Raw genomic sequence first — 17,921 nt, 5'->3', positions numbered from 1 at the left:
GCGCTCAGATTAGCGCTGCGCTTTGGGCGTGGCAACCTTGTCACGCAAATAGATCGGCTGGGCATCGGCGGCGTCCAGTACCTCGCCGGCCAACCAGTGCGGCATGGCCAACGCCAGCAGATCGCGCGCATCCGGCAGCATCTGCGGCCAGCAAACCGCGGGCTTGACCGCTAGCCGCTCGGCATACTGCCAGCCGGTACCAGCACCGGACACCGCGGCGCAAGCAGTGCCATCGGGCAAGGTTACCTGTTCTGGAGCACATACCCGCTCGTCGGAAACTGCCTGCATTACGCCATCACGCTGAGCAAACACGCCCCAGTAAACCTCGTCCATGCGCGCATCGATCGCCGCCGCTACAGACTCCGCCTGATGCTCCCGCCAAGCGCGTTGCGCCAGCGCGGCCAGATTGGAGATAGCGATCACCGGCTTGCCACTGGCAAAGGCCAGACCCTGCACCATGCCGGTGGCTATACGCACACCGGTAAAAGCACCCGGCCCGCGCCCGAATACCAGGGCGTCGACCTGGGCCAGCGTTATGCCGCGCTCCTGTAAAAGCTCCTCGAGCATGGGCAGCAGTCGCTGCGCGTGCTGACGCGGTATGACTTCGCTGCGAAAAACCACCTCGCCCTGATGCAACAGGGCAGCCGAGCAGGCTTCAGTGGCAGTATCCAGCGCAAGCAGTGTGGTCATGGGTTTTCAGCGGTCGCTTTAAAGTGGGCGGGAATTGTACCCAAATGCAAAGGCCCGTGCGACAGGAGTCAACACGGGCCTTGATTCAAGCAGGTAAAGAGGTCAAGCAGGTGCAGCTCAGCTCAGCGCTGCCAGTACCTTGGCGGTGATCTGCTCGACCGAACCAATACCTTCTACCTTGGAGCACTTGGGCGCGCCCTTGTCGGCAGCCAGTTGCTTGTAAAACTCGACCAGCGGCTTGGTTTGCGTGTGATAGACCTGCAGACGCTTGCGCACGGTCTCTTCCTTGTCGTCATCGCGCTGAATCAGATCTTCACCGGTCACGTCATCCTTGCCGGCGACTTTCGGTGGGTTGTGCTCAACGTGATAGATGCGGCCGGAGTCAGGATGCACGCGGCGGCCGGACAGGCGGGCGACAATCTCTTCGTCGGCGACGGCGATCTCCAGCACGTGGTCCAGCTCGATATTGGCCTCAACCAGCGCTTCAGCCTGCGGAATGGTGCGCGGAAAGCCGTCAAACAAAAAGCCGTTGGCGCAATCTTCCTGGGTGATGCGTTCCTTGATCAGACCGATGATCAGGTCGTCCGACACCAGCCCGCCGCTGTCCATGACTTCCTTGACCTGCTTACCCAGGTCAGTGCCGGCCTTGATCGCTGCGCGCAGCATGTCACCGGTGGAAATCTGCGGAATACCAAAACGCTCACAGATGAACTGGGCCTGGGTACCCTTGCCCGCACCGGGGGCGCCTAACAGGATGACTCGCATGATTTACTCCTCGTCTAACTGAAACCGCGCCAACGGCAGCAACCGGCCGCCCGCTGGCAGAGGACAGGCGCGCAGGCCGTCACAAGAATTCGCTTAGCCCACACAGCCGGGGGCAAAAGGGCGTTCAACATACACGCACGCGCAGGCCTGCACAAGCCGGACCATTGTCGCACCCAGACAAGCCTTTGAAACAATTGACAATAGCGCCGCCAAACCGACGAATGGCGGCGCCTACAGCGGCGTTAACCGGTATTGCGCATGCCGGCAGCGATACCGGCAACGGTCACCAGCAAGGCGCGCTCCAGGTCCGGATCAATACGGTCACCCTGTGCCCGGGTACGTGCCATCAATTCCGCCTGCAGTAAATGCAGCGGATCGGTGTAGGGGTTACGCACCGCGACCGACTCACTCAACGCAGGATTGTGCGCCAGCAGCACGTCCGTGCCGCGCAGCTCCAGTATCACCTCGGTCGCCTGTTGCAGCGCCGCGCGCAGACGCTCGCCCAACGGCCAGAGATCGGCGCTCGCCAGACGCTGTTCATAAAAGCGGGAAATACCGGCATCCGCCTTGGAGAGCACCATTTCCAGCATTTCTACCCGCGCCAGAAAAAACGGCCAACCCGCCATCATGTCCTGCAGCACCCGGCCTTCACCGGCGTCCAACGCCTCTTGCAGCGCCTGGCCGGCGCCCAGCCAGGCCGGCAACATGAGACGCGTCTGCGTCCAGGCAAAAATCCACGGGATCGCCCGCAATGTTTCTATGCCGCCTTGGCTACGGCGCTTGGCCGGGCGACTGCCTAGCGGCAGTCGCGCCAATTCCTGCTCGGGCGTTGCCTGACGGAAGTACTCAACGAATTGCGGCTCCTCCCGCACCACCCCGCGATACACCTCAACCGACCGATCCGCCAGACGCTGCACCAGCTCGCGCCAGGCCGGCTCGGGTGCCGGTGGGGGCAGCAAACTTGCCTCCAGCACGGCACTGGCATAGAGCTGCAGACTCTGAATGGCGATGCCCGGCAAACCAAACTTGAAGCGAATCATCTCGCCCTGCTCGGTTACCCGCAGCTGGCCCTGCACCGAGCCTGGCGGCTGCGACAAAATAGCCATGTGCGCGGGCGCGCCACCTCGGCCAACGGTACCTCCGCGGCCATGGAACAGGCGCAGGTGCACACCATGCTGCTGGCAGACCTTTACCAGCGCTTCCTGCGCGCGGTACTGCGCCCAACCGGCGGCCAGGGTGCCGGCATCCTTGGCCGAATCCGAGTAGCCGATCATGACTTCCTGTTCATCGCCGACCAGCGCGCGGTAATCCTCTAGCGACAGCAGCCGGTCAATTGCGTCCGCCGCATGCTCCAGGTCTGCCAGGGTCTCGAACAGTGGTGCTACACGCATCGGCCATTGCACGCCGGTCTCTTTTAACAGCAGCTTGACCGCCAGCACATCCGAGGGGTGCGAGGCCATGGAGATGACATAGGAGCCCAGCGTCAGCTGCGGTTGATTGGCCACCACGCGGCAGGTGGCCAATACCTCGGCCACTTCGGTGCTGGGCTGCCAGTGTGTAGGTAACAACGGACGACGGCTGTGCAGCTCCTGCAGCAGGAAACGACAGCGCGCCTCTTCATCCCACTCGGCGTAGTTACCCAGCTGCAGATACTCGGTCAGCTCGGCAAAGACGTCGGCATGACGCCCGGCATCCTGGCGGATGTCCAGTTTGACCAGGCCGAGCCCGAAGGCATTGACGCGCCGCAGGGTATCCAGCAAGGGGCCATGGGCGATCCGCCGCATACCCAGTTTTACCAGTGAGTGATAGCAGGCCTCCAGGGGATCACGTAGATCCTCAAGCGACTGCAACACGGCCTCATCGGGGGCCACCTCTTCGCTTAGTGCGGCCTTGGCCCAATCGCGCGTTGCCAACAAGCGTAACTTGAGCTGCTTGAGCACAGCGCGATAGGGTTCGGCGGCGTCTCCGGCCAATGCCAGCAACGCGTCCGTTGCGGCGTGCATGGAGAGCTGGTTCGCCAGTGAATCGACATCACGCAGATACAGGTCCGCCGCCATCCAGCGGCCCAGCAACAGCACCTCCCGGGTGATGGGAGCGGTGACATTGGGGTTGCCGTCACGATCCCCGCCCATCCAGGAAGCGATACGTACCGGCGCCGCGCGCAGGTCGAGGTGTTCGCCGGTGGCGGCAAAGGTATCAGCGTCAAAACTGCGCAGAAATTGCGGCAGCGCCTGCCAAAGGGAATGCTCGATGACCGCAAAGCCCCACTTGGCCTCGTCTACCGGGGTCGGCCGTTGGCGCCGGATTTCATCGGTATGCCAGGCCTCGCTGATCAGCCGCGCCAGGTCCTGACGCACCGCTTCTCGCTCAGCCTCGGTCAGGTCATCGTGATCGCCACGTGCCAAGGCCTCGGCAATGGCGTCGTACTTCTGAATCAGGGTACGGCGAGTCACCTCGGTCGGATGCGCGGTCAGCACCAGCTCGATATCCAGCGTATTGATCTGCTGCATGATCTGCCCGGCGCTGAAGCCTTCACTTAGCAAGCGGCTCAACAACTCGCTGACACAGCGCATCTCGAACGCCAGCGGCTCGTCGGCCCGGCGCCGACGAATACGGTGATGCTGCTCGGCGATGTTGGCCAGATTGAGGAACTGATTGAACGCTCGGCAAACCGGCAGCAACTGCTGGTCGGGCAGGTCCTGCAGCGCGGCGAGCAGCTCGTCGTGCGCGGCCGCGTCCTGCTTGCGGCCCTGCTTGGCACCCAAGCGTATGCGTTCAATGCGTTGCAGAAAGTCGGCGCCCAGATGGGCCTGAATGGTTTGCCCGAGCAAAGTGCCTAGATGGTGTACATCCTCACGCAGGCGAGCATCGATTTCAGTCATACAGGAACCTCCAGCCGTGTGGACCCACAGCATGCGATGCAACAAAGACGCTGACAAGGGGTCAAGAGTACTGGGTACGGTGAATAATGCAGCCAACCGCTGCTGCCGCAGACAGCTGTCGCATATGGTCTATGCTGACAGTGTCGCCACAAGCGAACCAAAGTGACCAGGGGGAAACATGAAGATCCGTGAGCTCACCCAGACGTGGGAAAAGACCGCCAAAGGCCGTGTGACCCGCAACAGTTATGAGGTCAAATTGTGCCTTGAAGATGCAGCCAGGCTCGCTGCGTTGCACGAAATGTACCCAAAACGCAGGGTCGAGGACCTGATTACCGACCTGCTCAGCTCCGCACTGGAGGAGCTGGAGGCCAGCCTGCCCTATCAAGCGGGCAGCGAGGTCATCTCACGCGATGAACTGGGTGATCCGCTGTATAAGGATGAAGGCCCGACGCCGCGTTACCTGGCACTCAGCCGCAAGCACTTGCAGCAGCTGATCGAGCAACAACAGGAAACGCAGCACTGAAACGCTGGCGCCGCTGCGGGCAGCCGCTCGCAGCAGTCACCGTGCGTGCTTTGGGCGGGGGCAAGGCTGTACGCCGTAGCCAAGGCGAACAGTCAGAGACCTCGCGCCTTGGCCTGATCCCATAAGGTATCAAGCAAGGCCAAATCGCTTTGCTCGACCGTGGCGCCCTGTTCGTGCAGCACCTTTTCAATGTAGCGAAACCGGCGCTCGAACTTGTTATTGCCCTGGCGCAAGGCGTTTTCCGCATCCACGCCCAGGTGGCGCGCCAGATTCACCACGCAAAACAGCAAGTCGCCCATTTCTTCCGCTACTGCCGCCGCGTCGCCTTTTTGCAGGGCTTCACGCACTTCGTCCAGCTCTTCGGCAACCTTGTCGACCACCGGGGCAGCCTCTGGCCAATCAAAACCAGCAGCGGCGGCACGCTTCTGCAGTTTCTGCGCACGACTCAGTGATGGCAGTGCCTGCGGCACGTCATCCAGCAAAGACAGCTGCTCCGGGCGCTCGGCCTTTTCTGCCCGCTCTTCGGCCTTGATCTGCTCCCAACGCTGTTTAATCTGCTCCGGGGCCAGCGTCAGACTGCCCGGCGGCGTACGCAGCTTGCCGTCGGGAAACACATGCGGATGGCGGCGAACCAGCTTGCGCGTGATGCCATCCACTATCGTCGCCCAATCGAAACGCCCTTCTTCCTGCGCCAACTGAGCGTAATACACCACCTGAAAAAGCAGATCACCCAACTCGCCGGGCAACTGAGCAAAGTCCTGCTGCTCAATCGCATCCGCCACCTCGTAGGCTTCTTCCAGGGTATGCGGCACTATGCTGGCAAAACTTTGCTCAAGATCCCACGGACAGCCGTGCTCAGGGTCGCGCAGCCGCGCCATCAGATATAGCAGGTCGTCGAGCTGATAACTCACGTACGATTCTCCTGCCGGTTGCGGCGCGCCTCGATCACGTTCGGTAACTGGCTGATACGCCCGAGCAAGCGGCCCAGCAGGTTGAGATTGGGAATCTCAATGGTCAACAGCATGGCCGCGTAGTTGTCGTCCTTGTTGGTACGAGTGCTGACTTCGAGCACGTTGATCTTCTCGTTGGCCAGCATCAGCGAGACGTCGCGCAGTAGCCCGGAACGGTCATAGGCCTTGATGTAGATTTCCACTGGGTACGTCTGCACCGGCGCACCGCCCCAGCTGACCTCGATCAGCCGTTCGGAGTCACGGTCCTGCAGCTGCATGGCGTTGGCGCAATCGGCGCGGTGCACGGTCACGCCGCGCCCCAGGGTGATGTAGCCGATAATGGGATCACCCGGTACCGGCTGACAGCAGCCGGCCAGTTGGGTCATCAGGTTGCCGACGCCTTGAATGTACACATCGCCGCGCCGCCCGACCTTGCTCGGCTTCTTCGGAATCAGCTCGAGTTGCTCACTGTGGCGATCCGGTTCAACCAGTTGGTGGGCCACGCCCACTACGTGCGCAAGACGCATGTCGCCCGAGCCCACGGCGGCAAACAAATCCTCCTGGCCCTTGATGCCCAGACGGTCGATCAGTTGCGCGTAGTCTGCGCCGTTGAGCGCCAGACGAGTCAGTTCACGCTCCAGCATCAATTTGCCGGCCTGCACGTTCTGCTCGCGCGCCTGCTGCTTGAACCAGTGCTGCACCTTGGCCCGCGCGCGCGATGTATTGACGTAGCCCAGGTTGGAGTTGAGCCAGTCACGGCTCGGGTTGCTGTGCTTGCCGGTGATGATTTCCACCTGCTCGCCGGTCTGCAGCACGTAGTTCAGCGGCACGATGCGGCCATTGACCTTGGCGCCACGGCAGCTATGGCCAATCTCGGTGTGTACCCGGTAGGCAAAATCCAGCGGCGTAGCGCCTTTTGGTACATCCAGCACGTGACCATCCGGGGTAAACAGGTAGATGCGATCGGGCTCGAAATCGACCCGCAGCTGATCCGCCAGCCCGCCGATATCGCCCATTTCCTCGTGCCATTCCAGCACCTGCCGCAGCCAGGCGATCTTGTCTTCGTAGGCATTGGAGGAGGTATCGGTATCGGTGCCCTTGTAACGCCAGTGCGCGCAGACACCCAGCTCGGCTTCTTCGTGCATGGCCTGGGTACGAATCTGCACCTCCAGCACCTTGCCGTGCGGCCCGACCACAGCGGTATGCAGCGAGCGGTAGCCGTTTTCCTTGGGATTGGCGATGTAATCGTCGAATTCGTTGGGGATGTGCCGCCACAGGCTGTGCACTATGCCCAGCGCGGTATAACAGTCGCGTACCTGGGGTACCAGAATGCGCACTGCACGCACGTCATAGACCTGGCTGAAGTCGATGCCCTTGCGCTGCATCTTCCGCCAGATCGAATAAATGTGCTTCGCTCGGCCGGTGATGTCGCCAAAGATCGAGGCCTCTTCCAGTGCGGCGCGCAACTGCCCCATGACGGTGTCGATGTATTCCTGCCGATCCAGACGACGCTCGTCCAGCAGCTTGGCGATCTGCTTGTACTGGTTGGGCTCGAGATAACGGAAAGACAGATCTTCCAGTTCCCACTTGATGTGGCCAATACCCAGCCGGTGCGCCAGCGGCGCGTAGATATCGAATACCTCGCGGGCGACCCGGTAGCGTTTTTCTTCGGGCGCATCCTTGACCGACCGAATGGCGCAGGTACGCTCCGCCAGTTTGATCAGTGCGACGCGCACGTCATCTACCATGGTGACCAGCATCTTGCGCAGGTTTTCGACCTGAGCATGGGGGCTGAACACGGTATTTTTGCCGGTATTCTGCGACACGCTGATGGCCGCCATGCGCTGCACGCCATCCACCAGCCGTGCCACCACTTCGCCGAAGCGGTGCTCTACCTCAGCCAGATCGGTCTTGCGTTCACGTACCGCGCGATACACTACGGCCGCGACCAGCGAGTCCTGATCGAGTTTGAGGTCGGCAAGAATCTCGGCCATTTCCAGACCGGTCAAATAGCTGCTGGCGCCATCCGCCCAGATGTTCTCGGCCGCTATTGCAGCGCGCTCAAGGTCGCGCGACCACTCGCAGGCCTCGCGCAGCACCTGGGGTGCCGTCAGGTGCAGACGACGATCGATACGCTCGATCCAGGCGTCGATATTGATGCTGCCGTCACGATTGGTCGGATGTTCCGCTCTGACCTGTACCATCTTGTTGTCCTCGTCCGGCGCACCAGCGCGCTAGTGCTTCCGGAACAATGCCATGGCTTCCACGTGCGAGGTTTGCGGGAACATATCCATCACCCCCGCTCTGACCAGGCTGTAGCCTTTGGTCGCCAGTATGCCTGCATCCCGTGCGAGCGTTGCCGGGTTGCAGGAAATGTAAAGTATGCGCTCGATCCCCAGGGCCGCCAGGTCCACGACCGACTGCTGCGCGCCATCGCGCGGCGGATCGAGCAAAGCAGCCGTATAGCTCGGGGCATCCGCCGGCAGTTCAAGGGGCTTCGACAAGTCGGCAGAGAAAAAGTGCAACCCTGCCAGACCATTGGCTGAGGCATTGGCCCGGGCCCGCGCCACCATCACCTCACTGCCTTCAATGCCGGTCACCCGCGCGCCATGGCGCGCCATTGCGAGGGCAAAGTTGCCGACCCCGCAGAACAGGTCAAGCACCTGCTCGCCAGCTTGCAGCGCCAGCCAGTCCAGCGCCTGATTGACCATCGCCTGATTTACTTCGGCATTGACCTGGGTGAAGTCGCCAGGGGCGAAGCTCAGATGCAAGTTCTGGTCGGCCAGCCGGTACGCGGGTTCTTCTGCGTTCTGCGTTATGGCTTGCAGGGCGTTGTTGTCGCCCTGCAGCCAACAGACCAGGCCGTACTGCTCGGCAAAGCGGATGAGCTCCGCACGCTCAGCCGCGTCCAGCACCCGCAGGTGGCGCACCACCATGGCCGGCTGCTCGCCGCCGATCAGCTCAACGTGGCCGATCTCGCGGGCAGCAGTGAGTGTCTTCAATAACGCTGGCAAGTGTGCGATCACCGGCTGCAACGTCGGCACCAGCACCGGGCACTCCTGCACCTGCACCAGATCACTGCTGGCACGCTGGCGAAAACCAACCTCCAGCTGTTCGGCCTTGGGCTGCCAGCGCACCGACACCCGTGTGCGCTGGCGATAACCATAGGCAGGGCCTTCCAGCGGAGGCTGCCAATGCTCGGGCTGGACACCGGCAAAATGCGTCAGCTGCTGATTCAGCGCCTGCTGCTTGAACTCCAGCTGCCGGCTGGAAGGCATGTGCTGCACGCTGCAACCACCGCACAGCTCAGCGTGACGGCAAACCGGTTGCAGGCGCTCGGCGCTGGCACGCACTACCTGCTCCTGGCGCGCCTCAATCAGCTTGCTGCGCGCCCGCACGACGCGCGCCTGCACCTGCTCATCCGGTAAGCCGCCTTCGACAAACACGGTGCGCCCCTGCCAACGGCCGACACCCCGGCCATCGTGGGTCAGGCGCTCCAGGCTGAGCTCGATACGCTGACCAATGGCCGCTGGCGCATCCGCACTGGGGCGCCGCGGCTTACGCTGACGTGGCCGGTTCATGCGTCGCCGTCATAGATGCCGGTCGACAGATAACGGTCACCACGATCGCAGATGATCGCGACAATAACCGCATTTTCCACCTCGGCGCTCAAGCGCAGCGCAGCTGCCACCGAGCCACCCGAGGAGACGCCACAGAAAATACCCTCTTCCCGGGCCAGGCGCCGCATGGTCACTTCCGCTTCGGCCTGTCCCATATCGATCACCCGATCGACGCGGCTCTGGTCGAAAATGGTCGGCAGATATTCCTTGGGCCAGCGGCGAATGCCGGGAATAGAGGCGCCTTCAATTGGCTGCAGGCCGACGATCTGAATTGCTGAATTCTGCTCCTTGAGATAACGCGAGGTACCCATGATGGTGCCCGTGGTGCCCATGGAGCTAACGAAATGCGTGATACTGCCACCGGTATCCCGCCAGATTTCTGGCCCGGTGCCTTGATAGTGCGCTTCGGGGTTGTCCTGATTACCGAACTGATCGAGCACCTTGCCTTTGCCCTCAGCCTGCATCTGCAACGCCAAATCACGTGCACCTTCCATGCCCTGGGCCTGAGTCACTTCGATCAACTGCGCACCGTAGGCCGTCATGGCTGACTTGCGTTCGGCACTCATGTTGTCCGGCATGATCAGTACCATGCGGTAGCCCTTCATGGCAGCGACCATGGCCAGCGCAATCCCGGTGTTGCCGGAGGTGGCTTCAATCAGCGTATCGCCCGGCACTATGTCGCCGCGCTGCTCGGCACGCTCGATCATCGACAACGCCGGGCGGTCTTTCACCGAGCCAGCCGGGTTATTGCCCTCCAGCTTGACCAGGATGGTATTGCTGGTGGCGCCGGGCAGCCGCTGCAGGCGCACCATCGGAGTATTGCCGATGCATTCGGCAATGGTTGGATATTCGATCGTCATTGTTCACCCTGGGAGCCTGGGCGCGGAGCAATTCGGACGCCAAGGCTGCGCTTTCTGTTCAGGCGGCCTATGATACCGGCAACGGCGTGGCGGATATACACAATGAACGAGATCGGCATCAAGACCCGTATCCTGCTGATGACACTGGTCCCTAGTGGCCTGCTGGCGCTGGCGCTGGGCGGTTACTTCAGCTGGCAGCAGTTGCAGGATCTGGAGCAGCAGTTGCTTGAGCGCGGGCAGATGACCGCCGAACACCTGCAAGGCCCAGCCACCGAGGCCCTGCTGGCACGGCAGCCCGAGCGCTTGCGCAGCCAGCTCGGCCGCACCCTGAACTACCAGGATGTGCGCGCCGTCGCGCTCTACGACAGCGAGCGCCGGCTGTTGGAGCACAGCGGACCGCAGATGCAGCCCACCGAGCGCACGCTCCCGGAAAGCAGCCTGGCGGCGGGCACCGGCCTGCAAATCCAGGCCAGCAAGCACAGCACCCGTTTCACCCTGCCCCTGTTGGCCAGCCCCGGTCTACTGGAAAAAGCCAACCGTCCAGATCTTGAAGCCGACGCCCTGCTCGGCTGGCTGGAAGTAGAGCTAAGCCACGGCAATACCCTGCTGCGCAGTTACCAGAGCCTGTTGGCAACCCTGGTGCTGATCCTGATTGGACTGGTGGTAACCGGCCTGCTGGTGAGCGCTATGGGGCGCCGTATCATTGGCCCGGTCGCGCAGATCAACCAAGCCATCGCCCGCATCAGCAAGGGTCAACTTGACGTGCGGCTGGCAGAGCAAGGCAGCCGCGAACTGGACGACCTGGCCAGTGGTATCAACACCATGGCGCAAGCACTGCAAAGCGCGCAGGGCGAGATGCAGCAGAACGTTGACCAGGCGATCGAAGACCTGCAGCAGACGCTGGAAACCATTGAGGTGCAAAACATCGAACTGGATATGGCGCGCAAGACGGCGCAGGAAGCCAATCGCATCAAGTCCGAGTTTCTGGCCAACATGAGCCACGAGCTACGCACCCCGCTGAATGGCATTCTCGGCTTCAGCAATCTGCTGGAACGCACCGAAATGAGCCCCCGTCAGCAAGAGTATCTGGGCACCATCAGCAAGTCGGCCGACAACCTGCTGGCGATCATCAACGAGATTCTGGATTTTTCCAAAATCGAGGCCGGCAAACTGGTGCTGGAGAACATGCCATTCAATCTGCGTGACCTGATCCAGGACACCCTGACCATGCTCGCCCCCGCAGCCCACCTCAAGGGCGTCGAGCTGGTCAGCCTGATCTACCGCGATACGCCACTCAGCCTGAGTGGCGACCAGTTGCGCTTGAAGCAGATACTCTCGAACCTGATCAGCAATGCCATCAAGTTTACCCACGAGGGTTCGGTGTGCCTGCGCACCATGCTGGAAGACGAGGACGACGATCAGGTCACCCTGCGGTTAAGCGTTACCGATACCGGTGTGGGCCTTACCCCCTCACAGCAGAAGTCGCTCTTCAAGGCGTTCAGCCAGGTAGATAACTCACTGTCGCGCCAGCCAGGCGGCACCGGTCTGGGCCTGGTGATTACCAAGCGTCTGGTCGAGCAGATGCAGGGCGATATCGGCCTCAACAGTGTGGCGGGCGAAGGCTCTGAGTTCTGGCTGACTCTGCGCTTGAACAAATCCAGCCAGGCCAGTGATGACCTGCCGAGCAAGCCACTGCAAGGCTTCCGGGTCGGGGTCTGTGAGCCGCAGCCGCTCAGCCAGCAGGCACTTATCCACTGTCTGCAGGACCTTGGCCTGGAGATCAGTCTGTTCCCCAGCCTGCACGCCCTCAATACCGCACTGGCTAGGGCCGATGGAGAAAACATCAAACTGGTCGTACTGGGCAGTCCGCCGGCCGGCACCCCACTGTCACCTGTCATCGCCTGCATGCGCGAGTGGGCCGACAGCGGCCGCTGCCAGAGCATTCTCATGACCAGCACCACCGAGCAGAACGAACAACTGGATAACCTGCCTAGCGCTCATTGCATGGTGCTCTCCAAGCCGTTATGCACCCGCAAACTGTTTCGCGCGGCCCTGCACCTGCTGCAACCGCGCAACGAAGCTATCAGCCTACTGGCGGATGCCGGGGTCGAACGTCGCGCAAACCCTGACTCCCTGAGCGTGCTCTGCGTTGATGACAATGCCGCCAATCTCAAATTGGTAGAAACTTTCCTGCGTGAGATAGGCACTCGGGTACTGACCGTAAGTAGCGGCGAGCACGCGCTTGAGGTGCTGCGAGAACAGCGCTTCGATCTGATTTTCATGGATGTGCAGATGCCCGGCATGGATGGTCGCCAGACCACCGAAGAAATTCGCCTTGGCGAGTCAGTCAGCGGCCAGAGTCCCACGCCAATCATCGCGCTCACCGCCCACGCGCTGGCCGATGAACGACGACGCCTGCTCAAATGCGGCATGAACGACTACCTGAGCAAACCTATCAGCCCAGATCAGCTGCGCGAGTGCATACACAAATGGACCGGACAGCCGCTCGGCCGAGTCACCGGTGGCGAGTCGGCGGCATCCAGCAAGCCCGCCCCTATGCCATTGGTACTGGATCCCGAGGAAAGCCTGCGCCTGGCGGCCGGCAAGGAAGACCTCGCCGCTGACATGCTGGATATGCTGCTGGCCGACCTGCCATCGGTGCGCACGCGCATAGCTCAGGCAGCGGAGCATCAGGACCTGAATGAGCTGCTGGAAGCCGTGCACAAGCTGCATGGCGCCACGCGCTACTGCGGCGTACCGGAGCTGCGGCAATGCTGTCTGCGGGCTGAAACCAGACTGAAGGAAGGCGACAGTGCCAATTCGGAAATTGCCTCGCTGATGCAGGCGATTGAGCGCCTGCTGGAAACCGCCTCAGTCGAGTGACCAGACCGCGAACGCCAGCGCCTGCTCACGCTCGTCGCTTAGCGACAGCAACATGCGACCGCCGCCGCCCTCTTTCAGTCGCAGGGCGGCCACCGCGGTCAAACGCACCAGCGGCGCACCAGCGGCGTCGTTATCAATCTGCATGTGTTGCCACGACAGTCCGCTCGCCAGCCCGGTACCCAACGCCTTCAAAATGGCTTCCTTGGCGGCAAAACGCTTGGCCAAGAAGCGTGCCGGCTGACGATGCGACGCAAAACGCTGGAACTCCGCAGGCGTGAGAATGCGCCGCGCGAAACGCTCGCCCTGGCGCTCCAGCACCGCTTCTATCCGCGACACCAGCACAAGGTCGGTTCCGATACCGCGAATCATGCGCGGCTCGCAGCACCCAGGATCAGCGCACGCATATCCTTGACCGCCTGCGCCAGACCGGAGAACAGCGCACGGGCAATAATGGCGTGACCAATATTCAGCTCATTGATGCCGGGAATTGCCGCGATGGGCTCGACATTATGGTAATGCAACCCGTGCCCGGCATTGACCACCAGCCCCAGTTTGCGTGCGTAGTTGACGGCGACCTCGATGCGCTTCAGCGCTTGCGCCTGCTCATCACCTTCGGTATCGGCGTAGTGCCCGGTGTGCAGCTCAATCACCGGCGCCCCCACCCGCTTGGCCGCCTCAATTTGTCGCGCATCCGGGTCAATGAACAAAGAGACCTCGGAGCCCACGGCCGCCAGGCGCTCCACCGCCGCCTGCACCCGCGCCTCGTTGCCACAAACGTCCAGCCCACCTTCAGTAGTCAACTCTTCGCGCCGCTCCGGCACCAGGCATACATGCGCCGGTTTGAGCTGTTCGGCGTAGGCCACCATTTCGTCGGTCACCGCCATCTCGAAGTTCATTCGGGTCTGCAGCACCGCAGCCAGCAACGCTATATCACGCTCCTGGATGTGGCGGCGGTCCTCACGCAGGTGCACGGTGATGCCGTCGGCCCCCGCCTGCTCAGCCTCGATAGCCGCTTGTACCGGGTCAGGGTAGCGCGTGCCGCGCGCCTGGCGCAGGGTCGCGACGTGGTCAATATTCACTCCAAGCAACACTCGACTGCTCTGACTCATGTTTGCACTCCTTTCACCGGTGGTAGTTAAGGGCCACCGCAAATCAGGGTTTGGCAGCAAACAGCTGCCGGCTAACCAGCGGGCGATCGCCAAGGTGTACCGCGAGCGCCTTGCGCATCAATCGCTTGGCCGTGTGCAGGGCCGCAGCGTGCTGCCAGTCACCACTGGCCATGGCTAACAGGCCGGAGCCTGGCAACAGGCCGGGTTGGCTCTGCTCGGTTCGGCGCAGACCCTGCTCGGCATCCCAATGATAAAGGCCCTGGGGTTGTAACGGCGCGCCTTCGGCATCGACCTCAAGACTGAAACCGTATCCCAGCAACTCGAGCAGTTGCCATTCGAACTCACGCAACACCGGTTCAACCGCGCGCTCCGATGCCAGTTGCTCAAGCGCAGTCTGATAGGCGGCGAACAGGAGGGTCTGTGGATCGCCGGTGGAGAGCAGGCGTACCAGCAGTTCATTGAGGTAGAGGCCACTGAACAGCGCTTCACCCTGCAGCCGAACATGACTGCCAGCCACTTCAGCTTGCTGCAGGGTTTTCAGCTCACTACGACCATAGAGGTTCAACAATAGCGGCGTAAAGGGCTGCGGCTTGACCCCACGCCCCCGCCTGGCACCGCGCCAGACCACCCGCTGCATGCCCTCACGCAACGTCAGCAGATCAACCAGTGCACTGCTGTCACGGTAAGGACGGCTGTGCAACACATAAGCCGGCTGCAGGTCGAGAGACATGGCGTCAAGTTCGCCTTAGTCGTCGAATCGGTAGCCTAAGGATCCCAGGGCACGCTCATCGTCAGACCAGCCACGACGCACCTTGACCCACAGATGCAGCATCACTTTGCTGCCGAACAACTTTTGCATGTCCAGACGCGCTTCCTGACCGATTTTCTTCAATCGCTCGCCACTATCACCAATGATGATCTTTTTCTGGCCATCACGCTCGACCAGAATCAGCGCGTGAATATGCAGGATCTTGCCTTCCTGCTTGAATTGCTCGATCTCGACTGCCACCTGGTACGGTATTTCAGCCCCCAGCTGGCGCATGACTTTCTCACGGACCAGTTCAGCCGCCAGGAAACGCGAGCTGCGATCAGTCAGCTGGTCTTCGGGATAGAAGTGTTCACTTTCCGGCAGGCGCTCGGCGATCAATTGCTCAAGCACGTCGATGTTGCGGCCATGCAGCGCCGACACCGGCACCACCTCGGCATTCGGTAGCTGCGTTGCCAGCCACTCCAGGTGCGGCAGGATATCGCTCTTGTCGTCCATGCGGTCAACCTTGTTGACCACCAGCAATATCGGGCAAGTGACGTACTGCACTCGCTCGAACACCATCTGGTCTTCGTCGGTCCAGCGCGTGCGGTCAACCACAAAGAGCACCACGTCAACATCGCGCAGCGCCTGACTGGCGCTCTTGTTCATGAAGCGGTTGAGCGCTTTCTCGTTTTCCTTGTGCAGGCCGGGGGTATCCACGTAGATCGCCTGTATCTCATCCTCGGTTTTGATCCCGAGCATGGTATGGCGTGTGGTTTGCGGCTTGCGCGAGGTTATCGCCAGCTTCTGGCCAAGAATGTGATTGAGCAAGGTCGACTTGCCCACATTGGGACGGCCGACAATGGCGACATAGCCACAGCGGCTGATGGCATCAGTCATCTGCTTTCTCCACACCCAGGGCAATCAGGGCGAGCTGCGCGGCCTGCTGCTCGGCCAAGCGGCGGCTATTGCCTTCACCGAAGGTTCGCTCAGACAGCAGGTCCACCTGACAATCTACTTTGAAGGTGCGGCAGTGGGCTTCGCCGCTGCTCTCAATCACCTCATACCGGGGCAAGTCACTTTGCCGCGATTGCAAAAACTCCTGCAATCGGGTTTTCGGATCCTTGTTGTTGTCCACCAGCGTCAGCGTGGCAATATGCCCGCCGAGCCAATGCAGCACGCGCTCGCGCACTGCTTCCAGACCGCTATCCAGGTAAATGGCGCCGATAATGGCTTCGGTCGCATCAGCGAGAATGGATTCACGCCGGAAGCCGCCGCTCTTCAGCTCACCCGAGCCCAAGCGCAGGTATTCCCCCAGATCGAAGCCCTTGGCCAGTTCAGCCAAGGTAACGCCCTTCACCAGACGTGCGCGCAGGCGCGATAGCTGCCCTTCGCGGGCCTGAGGGAAATGTTGAAAGAGCATCTCGGCAGCGACAAAATTCAGAATCGAGTCGCCCAGAAACTCCAGACGCTCGTTGTTGCGACCACCGAGGCTGCGGTGGGTCAAGGCCAGCACCAGCAGGTCCTGGTCCTTGAACTGATAGCCTATCTTACGTTCCAGTCGGTCTAGCTTATTGCTCACTTTAAGGGTCTGACAATATGGGTTTCATCAAAATGGACCAATAGATCCACTGTGTTGAGCATCGGCGCCCGCTGCTCGTACTTGATCACGACGGTGTAGGCATCATTACCGCTGGCCGTCACCTTGATCGCTTCCTTGGGATTGATGTCGCGAATGCTGTTGATCTGCAGACCTTTGTCAATATGCGAGTTCAGATCACGCAGTGAACGAATCTTGATGCTCGGGTCTTCATTGATAGAGGTGATGATGTTACGCAGAGCGAAGTGATCCATATAAATGGGGACCAACTTCATTGCGATGACCATGGCAAATATCAGCAGCGCAATAACCGCCAGCCAGCCAAAAAACGATGCCCCTTTCTGAGAGTGGCGCATAATAACCTCGTACGTCCGTTGTTGATGTTATGTTGACAACTGCCACCCGCGCCTCAGTGAATCAAGGCAACACTCGAAAAGCTCGGCAGATTGCTCAGCTTGGGTTCAGGCCAATGCATCCAGACTGCGAAGGCCTTGCCCACAATATAGTTGTCCGGAACCATTCCCCACAACTCTCTGGGCATATCGTCGGCATGCCAGTAACGACTGTCGTTCGAGTTGTCACGGTTATCGCCCATCATGAAGTAATAACCCTGCGGCACTACCCATTCTTTGTCCGGAGGTGTCTGTGACAACTGTTTCTGACGAATCAGATGGCTCACCTGACCCAGTTGCTCACGATATATAGCCGCATTCGCCAAAGCCTGCAACGGGTGACCCGCTGGCACCTCGTCATCGGGAATGATCTCAACCAGTTCGTGCTCAACCTTATTGCCATTCACGTACAGCTGTTTGTCAGCATAGCGAATATGATCACCCGGCAAACCGATGACCCGCTTGATGTAGTTGATGGTCGGGTCATTGGGGTAACGAAACACCATGACATCGCCGCGCTGCGGGTCGCCTATGGGGATGATCTTGGTGTCGGCTACTGGCAAGCGAATGCCATAGGCAAACTTGTTGACCAGGATAAAGTCACCCACCTCCAGCGTTGGCTTCATCGAGCCAGAGGGAATCTGAAAGGGCTCAACCAGGAAAGAACGCAATACCAGCACCACCGCCAGCACCGGAAAGAAGGATTTGCCGTACTCGACCAGCAGCGGTTCCTTGTTCAGGCGCTCAACGGTTTGCGGATCTGCGACGTCTACCTGGGATTCATAAGCCGCAATGGCGCGACGACGACGAGGCGCAAGCAGCAAGAGATCGATCAGAGCAAGAAAACCGCTAATGGCAACAGCCAGCACCAATACCAGCGGGAAATTAATATGCGTCAT

Annotated in this window: 16 protein-coding genes; 2 read left to right on the top strand and 14 right to left on the bottom strand. The window is 60.9% G+C overall.

The features are described 5' to 3' along the window. Positions 1-9: 9 nt before the first annotated feature. The 3 genes from tsaB to ppc all read right to left on the bottom strand — a co-directional run bounded on the left by tsaB (position 10) and on the right by ppc (position 4,337). Positions 10-690 carry a tRNA (adenosine(37)-N6)-threonylcarbamoyltransferase complex dimerization subunit type 1 TsaB gene (gene tsaB, locus BLU26_RS16925; protein ID WP_092288019.1) on the bottom strand — a complete coding sequence of 227 codons (681 nt, stop codon included), beginning with the start codon at positions 688-690 and terminating at the stop codon, positions 10-12. A gap of 117 nt (positions 691-807) precedes the next feature. After that, positions 808-1,455: an adenylate kinase gene (gene adk / locus BLU26_RS16920; RefSeq protein WP_092288018.1), complete on the bottom strand. Its 648-nt coding sequence runs from the start codon at positions 1,453-1,455 to the stop codon at positions 808-810. Between the two features lie 242 nt (positions 1,456-1,697). Further along, positions 1,698-4,337, bottom strand: a complete 2,640-nt coding sequence (gene ppc, locus BLU26_RS16915; RefSeq protein WP_092288017.1) for a phosphoenolpyruvate carboxylase — start codon at positions 4,335-4,337, stop codon at positions 1,698-1,700. Positions 4,338-4,515: 178 nt separating this feature from the next. Here ppc and BLU26_RS16910 point away from each other — a divergent pair, with 178 nt between their 5' ends. Next, a complete protein-coding gene (locus BLU26_RS16910) occupies positions 4,516-4,860 on the top strand; it encodes a pilin assembly protein (protein WP_092288016.1) in 345 nt (114 codons plus the stop codon). Positions 4,861-4,952: 92 nt separating this feature from the next. Here BLU26_RS16910 and mazG read toward each other — a convergent pair whose 3' ends face one another. Genes mazG through cysM form a run of 4 tightly spaced genes read right to left on the bottom strand, consistent with a single transcriptional unit; the run spans position 4,953 to position 10,290 of the window. Next, complete coding sequence (gene mazG / locus BLU26_RS16905) at positions 4,953-5,738, bottom strand: nucleoside triphosphate pyrophosphohydrolase (RefSeq protein WP_092288543.1); 786 nt, start codon at positions 5,736-5,738, stop codon at positions 4,953-4,955. 29 nt (positions 5,739-5,767) lie between these two features. Beyond that, positions 5,768-8,014 (bottom strand): GTP diphosphokinase, encoded by a 2,247-nt coding sequence (relA, locus tag BLU26_RS16900; protein WP_092288015.1) that lies wholly within the window; start codon positions 8,012-8,014, stop codon positions 5,768-5,770. Positions 8,015-8,044: 30 nt separating this feature from the next. After that, positions 8,045-9,391: a 23S rRNA (uracil(1939)-C(5))-methyltransferase RlmD gene (gene rlmD / locus BLU26_RS16895; RefSeq protein ID WP_092288014.1), complete on the bottom strand. Its 1,347-nt coding sequence runs from the start codon at positions 9,389-9,391 to the stop codon at positions 8,045-8,047. Further along, positions 9,388-10,290 carry a cysteine synthase CysM gene (cysM, locus tag BLU26_RS16890; protein ID WP_092288013.1) on the bottom strand — a complete coding sequence of 301 codons (903 nt, stop codon included), beginning with the start codon at positions 10,288-10,290 and terminating at the stop codon, positions 9,388-9,390. The genes rlmD and cysM overlap by 4 nt, the downstream gene beginning before the upstream one ends. A 102-nt stretch (positions 10,291-10,392) precedes the next feature. On the opposite strand from cysM, the gene BLU26_RS16885 reads away from it, so the two are divergent. Next, positions 10,393-13,173 (top strand): response regulator, encoded by a 2,781-nt coding sequence (locus BLU26_RS16885; protein ID WP_092288012.1) that lies wholly within the window; start codon positions 10,393-10,395, stop codon positions 13,171-13,173. On the opposite strand, the gene acpS is transcribed toward BLU26_RS16885, so the two are convergent. From acpS to lepB, 7 genes are read right to left on the bottom strand one after another with little or no spacing between them, the layout of a single operon-like run. After that, on the bottom strand, positions 13,162-13,542 hold the full coding sequence (gene acpS / locus BLU26_RS16880; protein ID WP_092288011.1) for a holo-ACP synthase: 381 nt from the start codon (positions 13,540-13,542) through the stop codon (positions 13,162-13,164). The two genes, BLU26_RS16885 and acpS, sit on opposite strands and share 12 nt — an antisense overlap. Beyond that, complete coding sequence (gene pdxJ / locus BLU26_RS16875; RefSeq protein ID WP_092288010.1) at positions 13,539-14,282, bottom strand: pyridoxine 5'-phosphate synthase; 744 nt, start codon at positions 14,280-14,282, stop codon at positions 13,539-13,541. Before pdxJ ends, acpS begins: the two co-directional genes overlap by 4 nt. Positions 14,283-14,325: 43 nt before the next feature. After that, complete coding sequence (gene recO, locus BLU26_RS16870; RefSeq protein ID WP_092288009.1) at positions 14,326-15,012, bottom strand: DNA repair protein RecO; 687 nt, start codon at positions 15,010-15,012, stop codon at positions 14,326-14,328. 15 nt (positions 15,013-15,027) lie between these two features. Further along, positions 15,028-15,930 carry a GTPase Era gene (gene era / locus BLU26_RS16865; protein WP_092288008.1) on the bottom strand — a complete coding sequence of 301 codons (903 nt, stop codon included), beginning with the start codon at positions 15,928-15,930 and terminating at the stop codon, positions 15,028-15,030. After that, the gene (gene rnc / locus BLU26_RS16860) at positions 15,923-16,612 is read right to left on the bottom strand and encodes a ribonuclease III (protein ID WP_092288007.1); all 690 of its coding nucleotides are present in this window, start codon (positions 16,610-16,612) and stop codon (positions 15,923-15,925) included. Before rnc ends, era begins: the two co-directional genes overlap by 8 nt. Beyond that, positions 16,609-16,986: a DUF4845 domain-containing protein gene (locus tag BLU26_RS16855; RefSeq protein WP_092288006.1), complete on the bottom strand. Its 378-nt coding sequence runs from the start codon at positions 16,984-16,986 to the stop codon at positions 16,609-16,611. Before BLU26_RS16855 ends, rnc begins: the two co-directional genes overlap by 4 nt. Before the next feature lie 53 nt (positions 16,987-17,039). Further along, positions 17,040-17,921: a signal peptidase I gene (gene lepB, locus BLU26_RS16850; protein ID WP_092288005.1), complete on the bottom strand. Its 882-nt coding sequence runs from the start codon at positions 17,919-17,921 to the stop codon at positions 17,040-17,042.

This window comes from Halopseudomonas sabulinigri (assembly GCF_900105255.1).
Lineage (GTDB): Bacteria > Pseudomonadota > Gammaproteobacteria > Pseudomonadales > Pseudomonadaceae > Halopseudomonas > Halopseudomonas sabulinigri.
The sequence above is the reverse complement of the archived record's forward strand: the minus strand, read 5'-3'. Positions and strand labels throughout refer to the sequence as shown.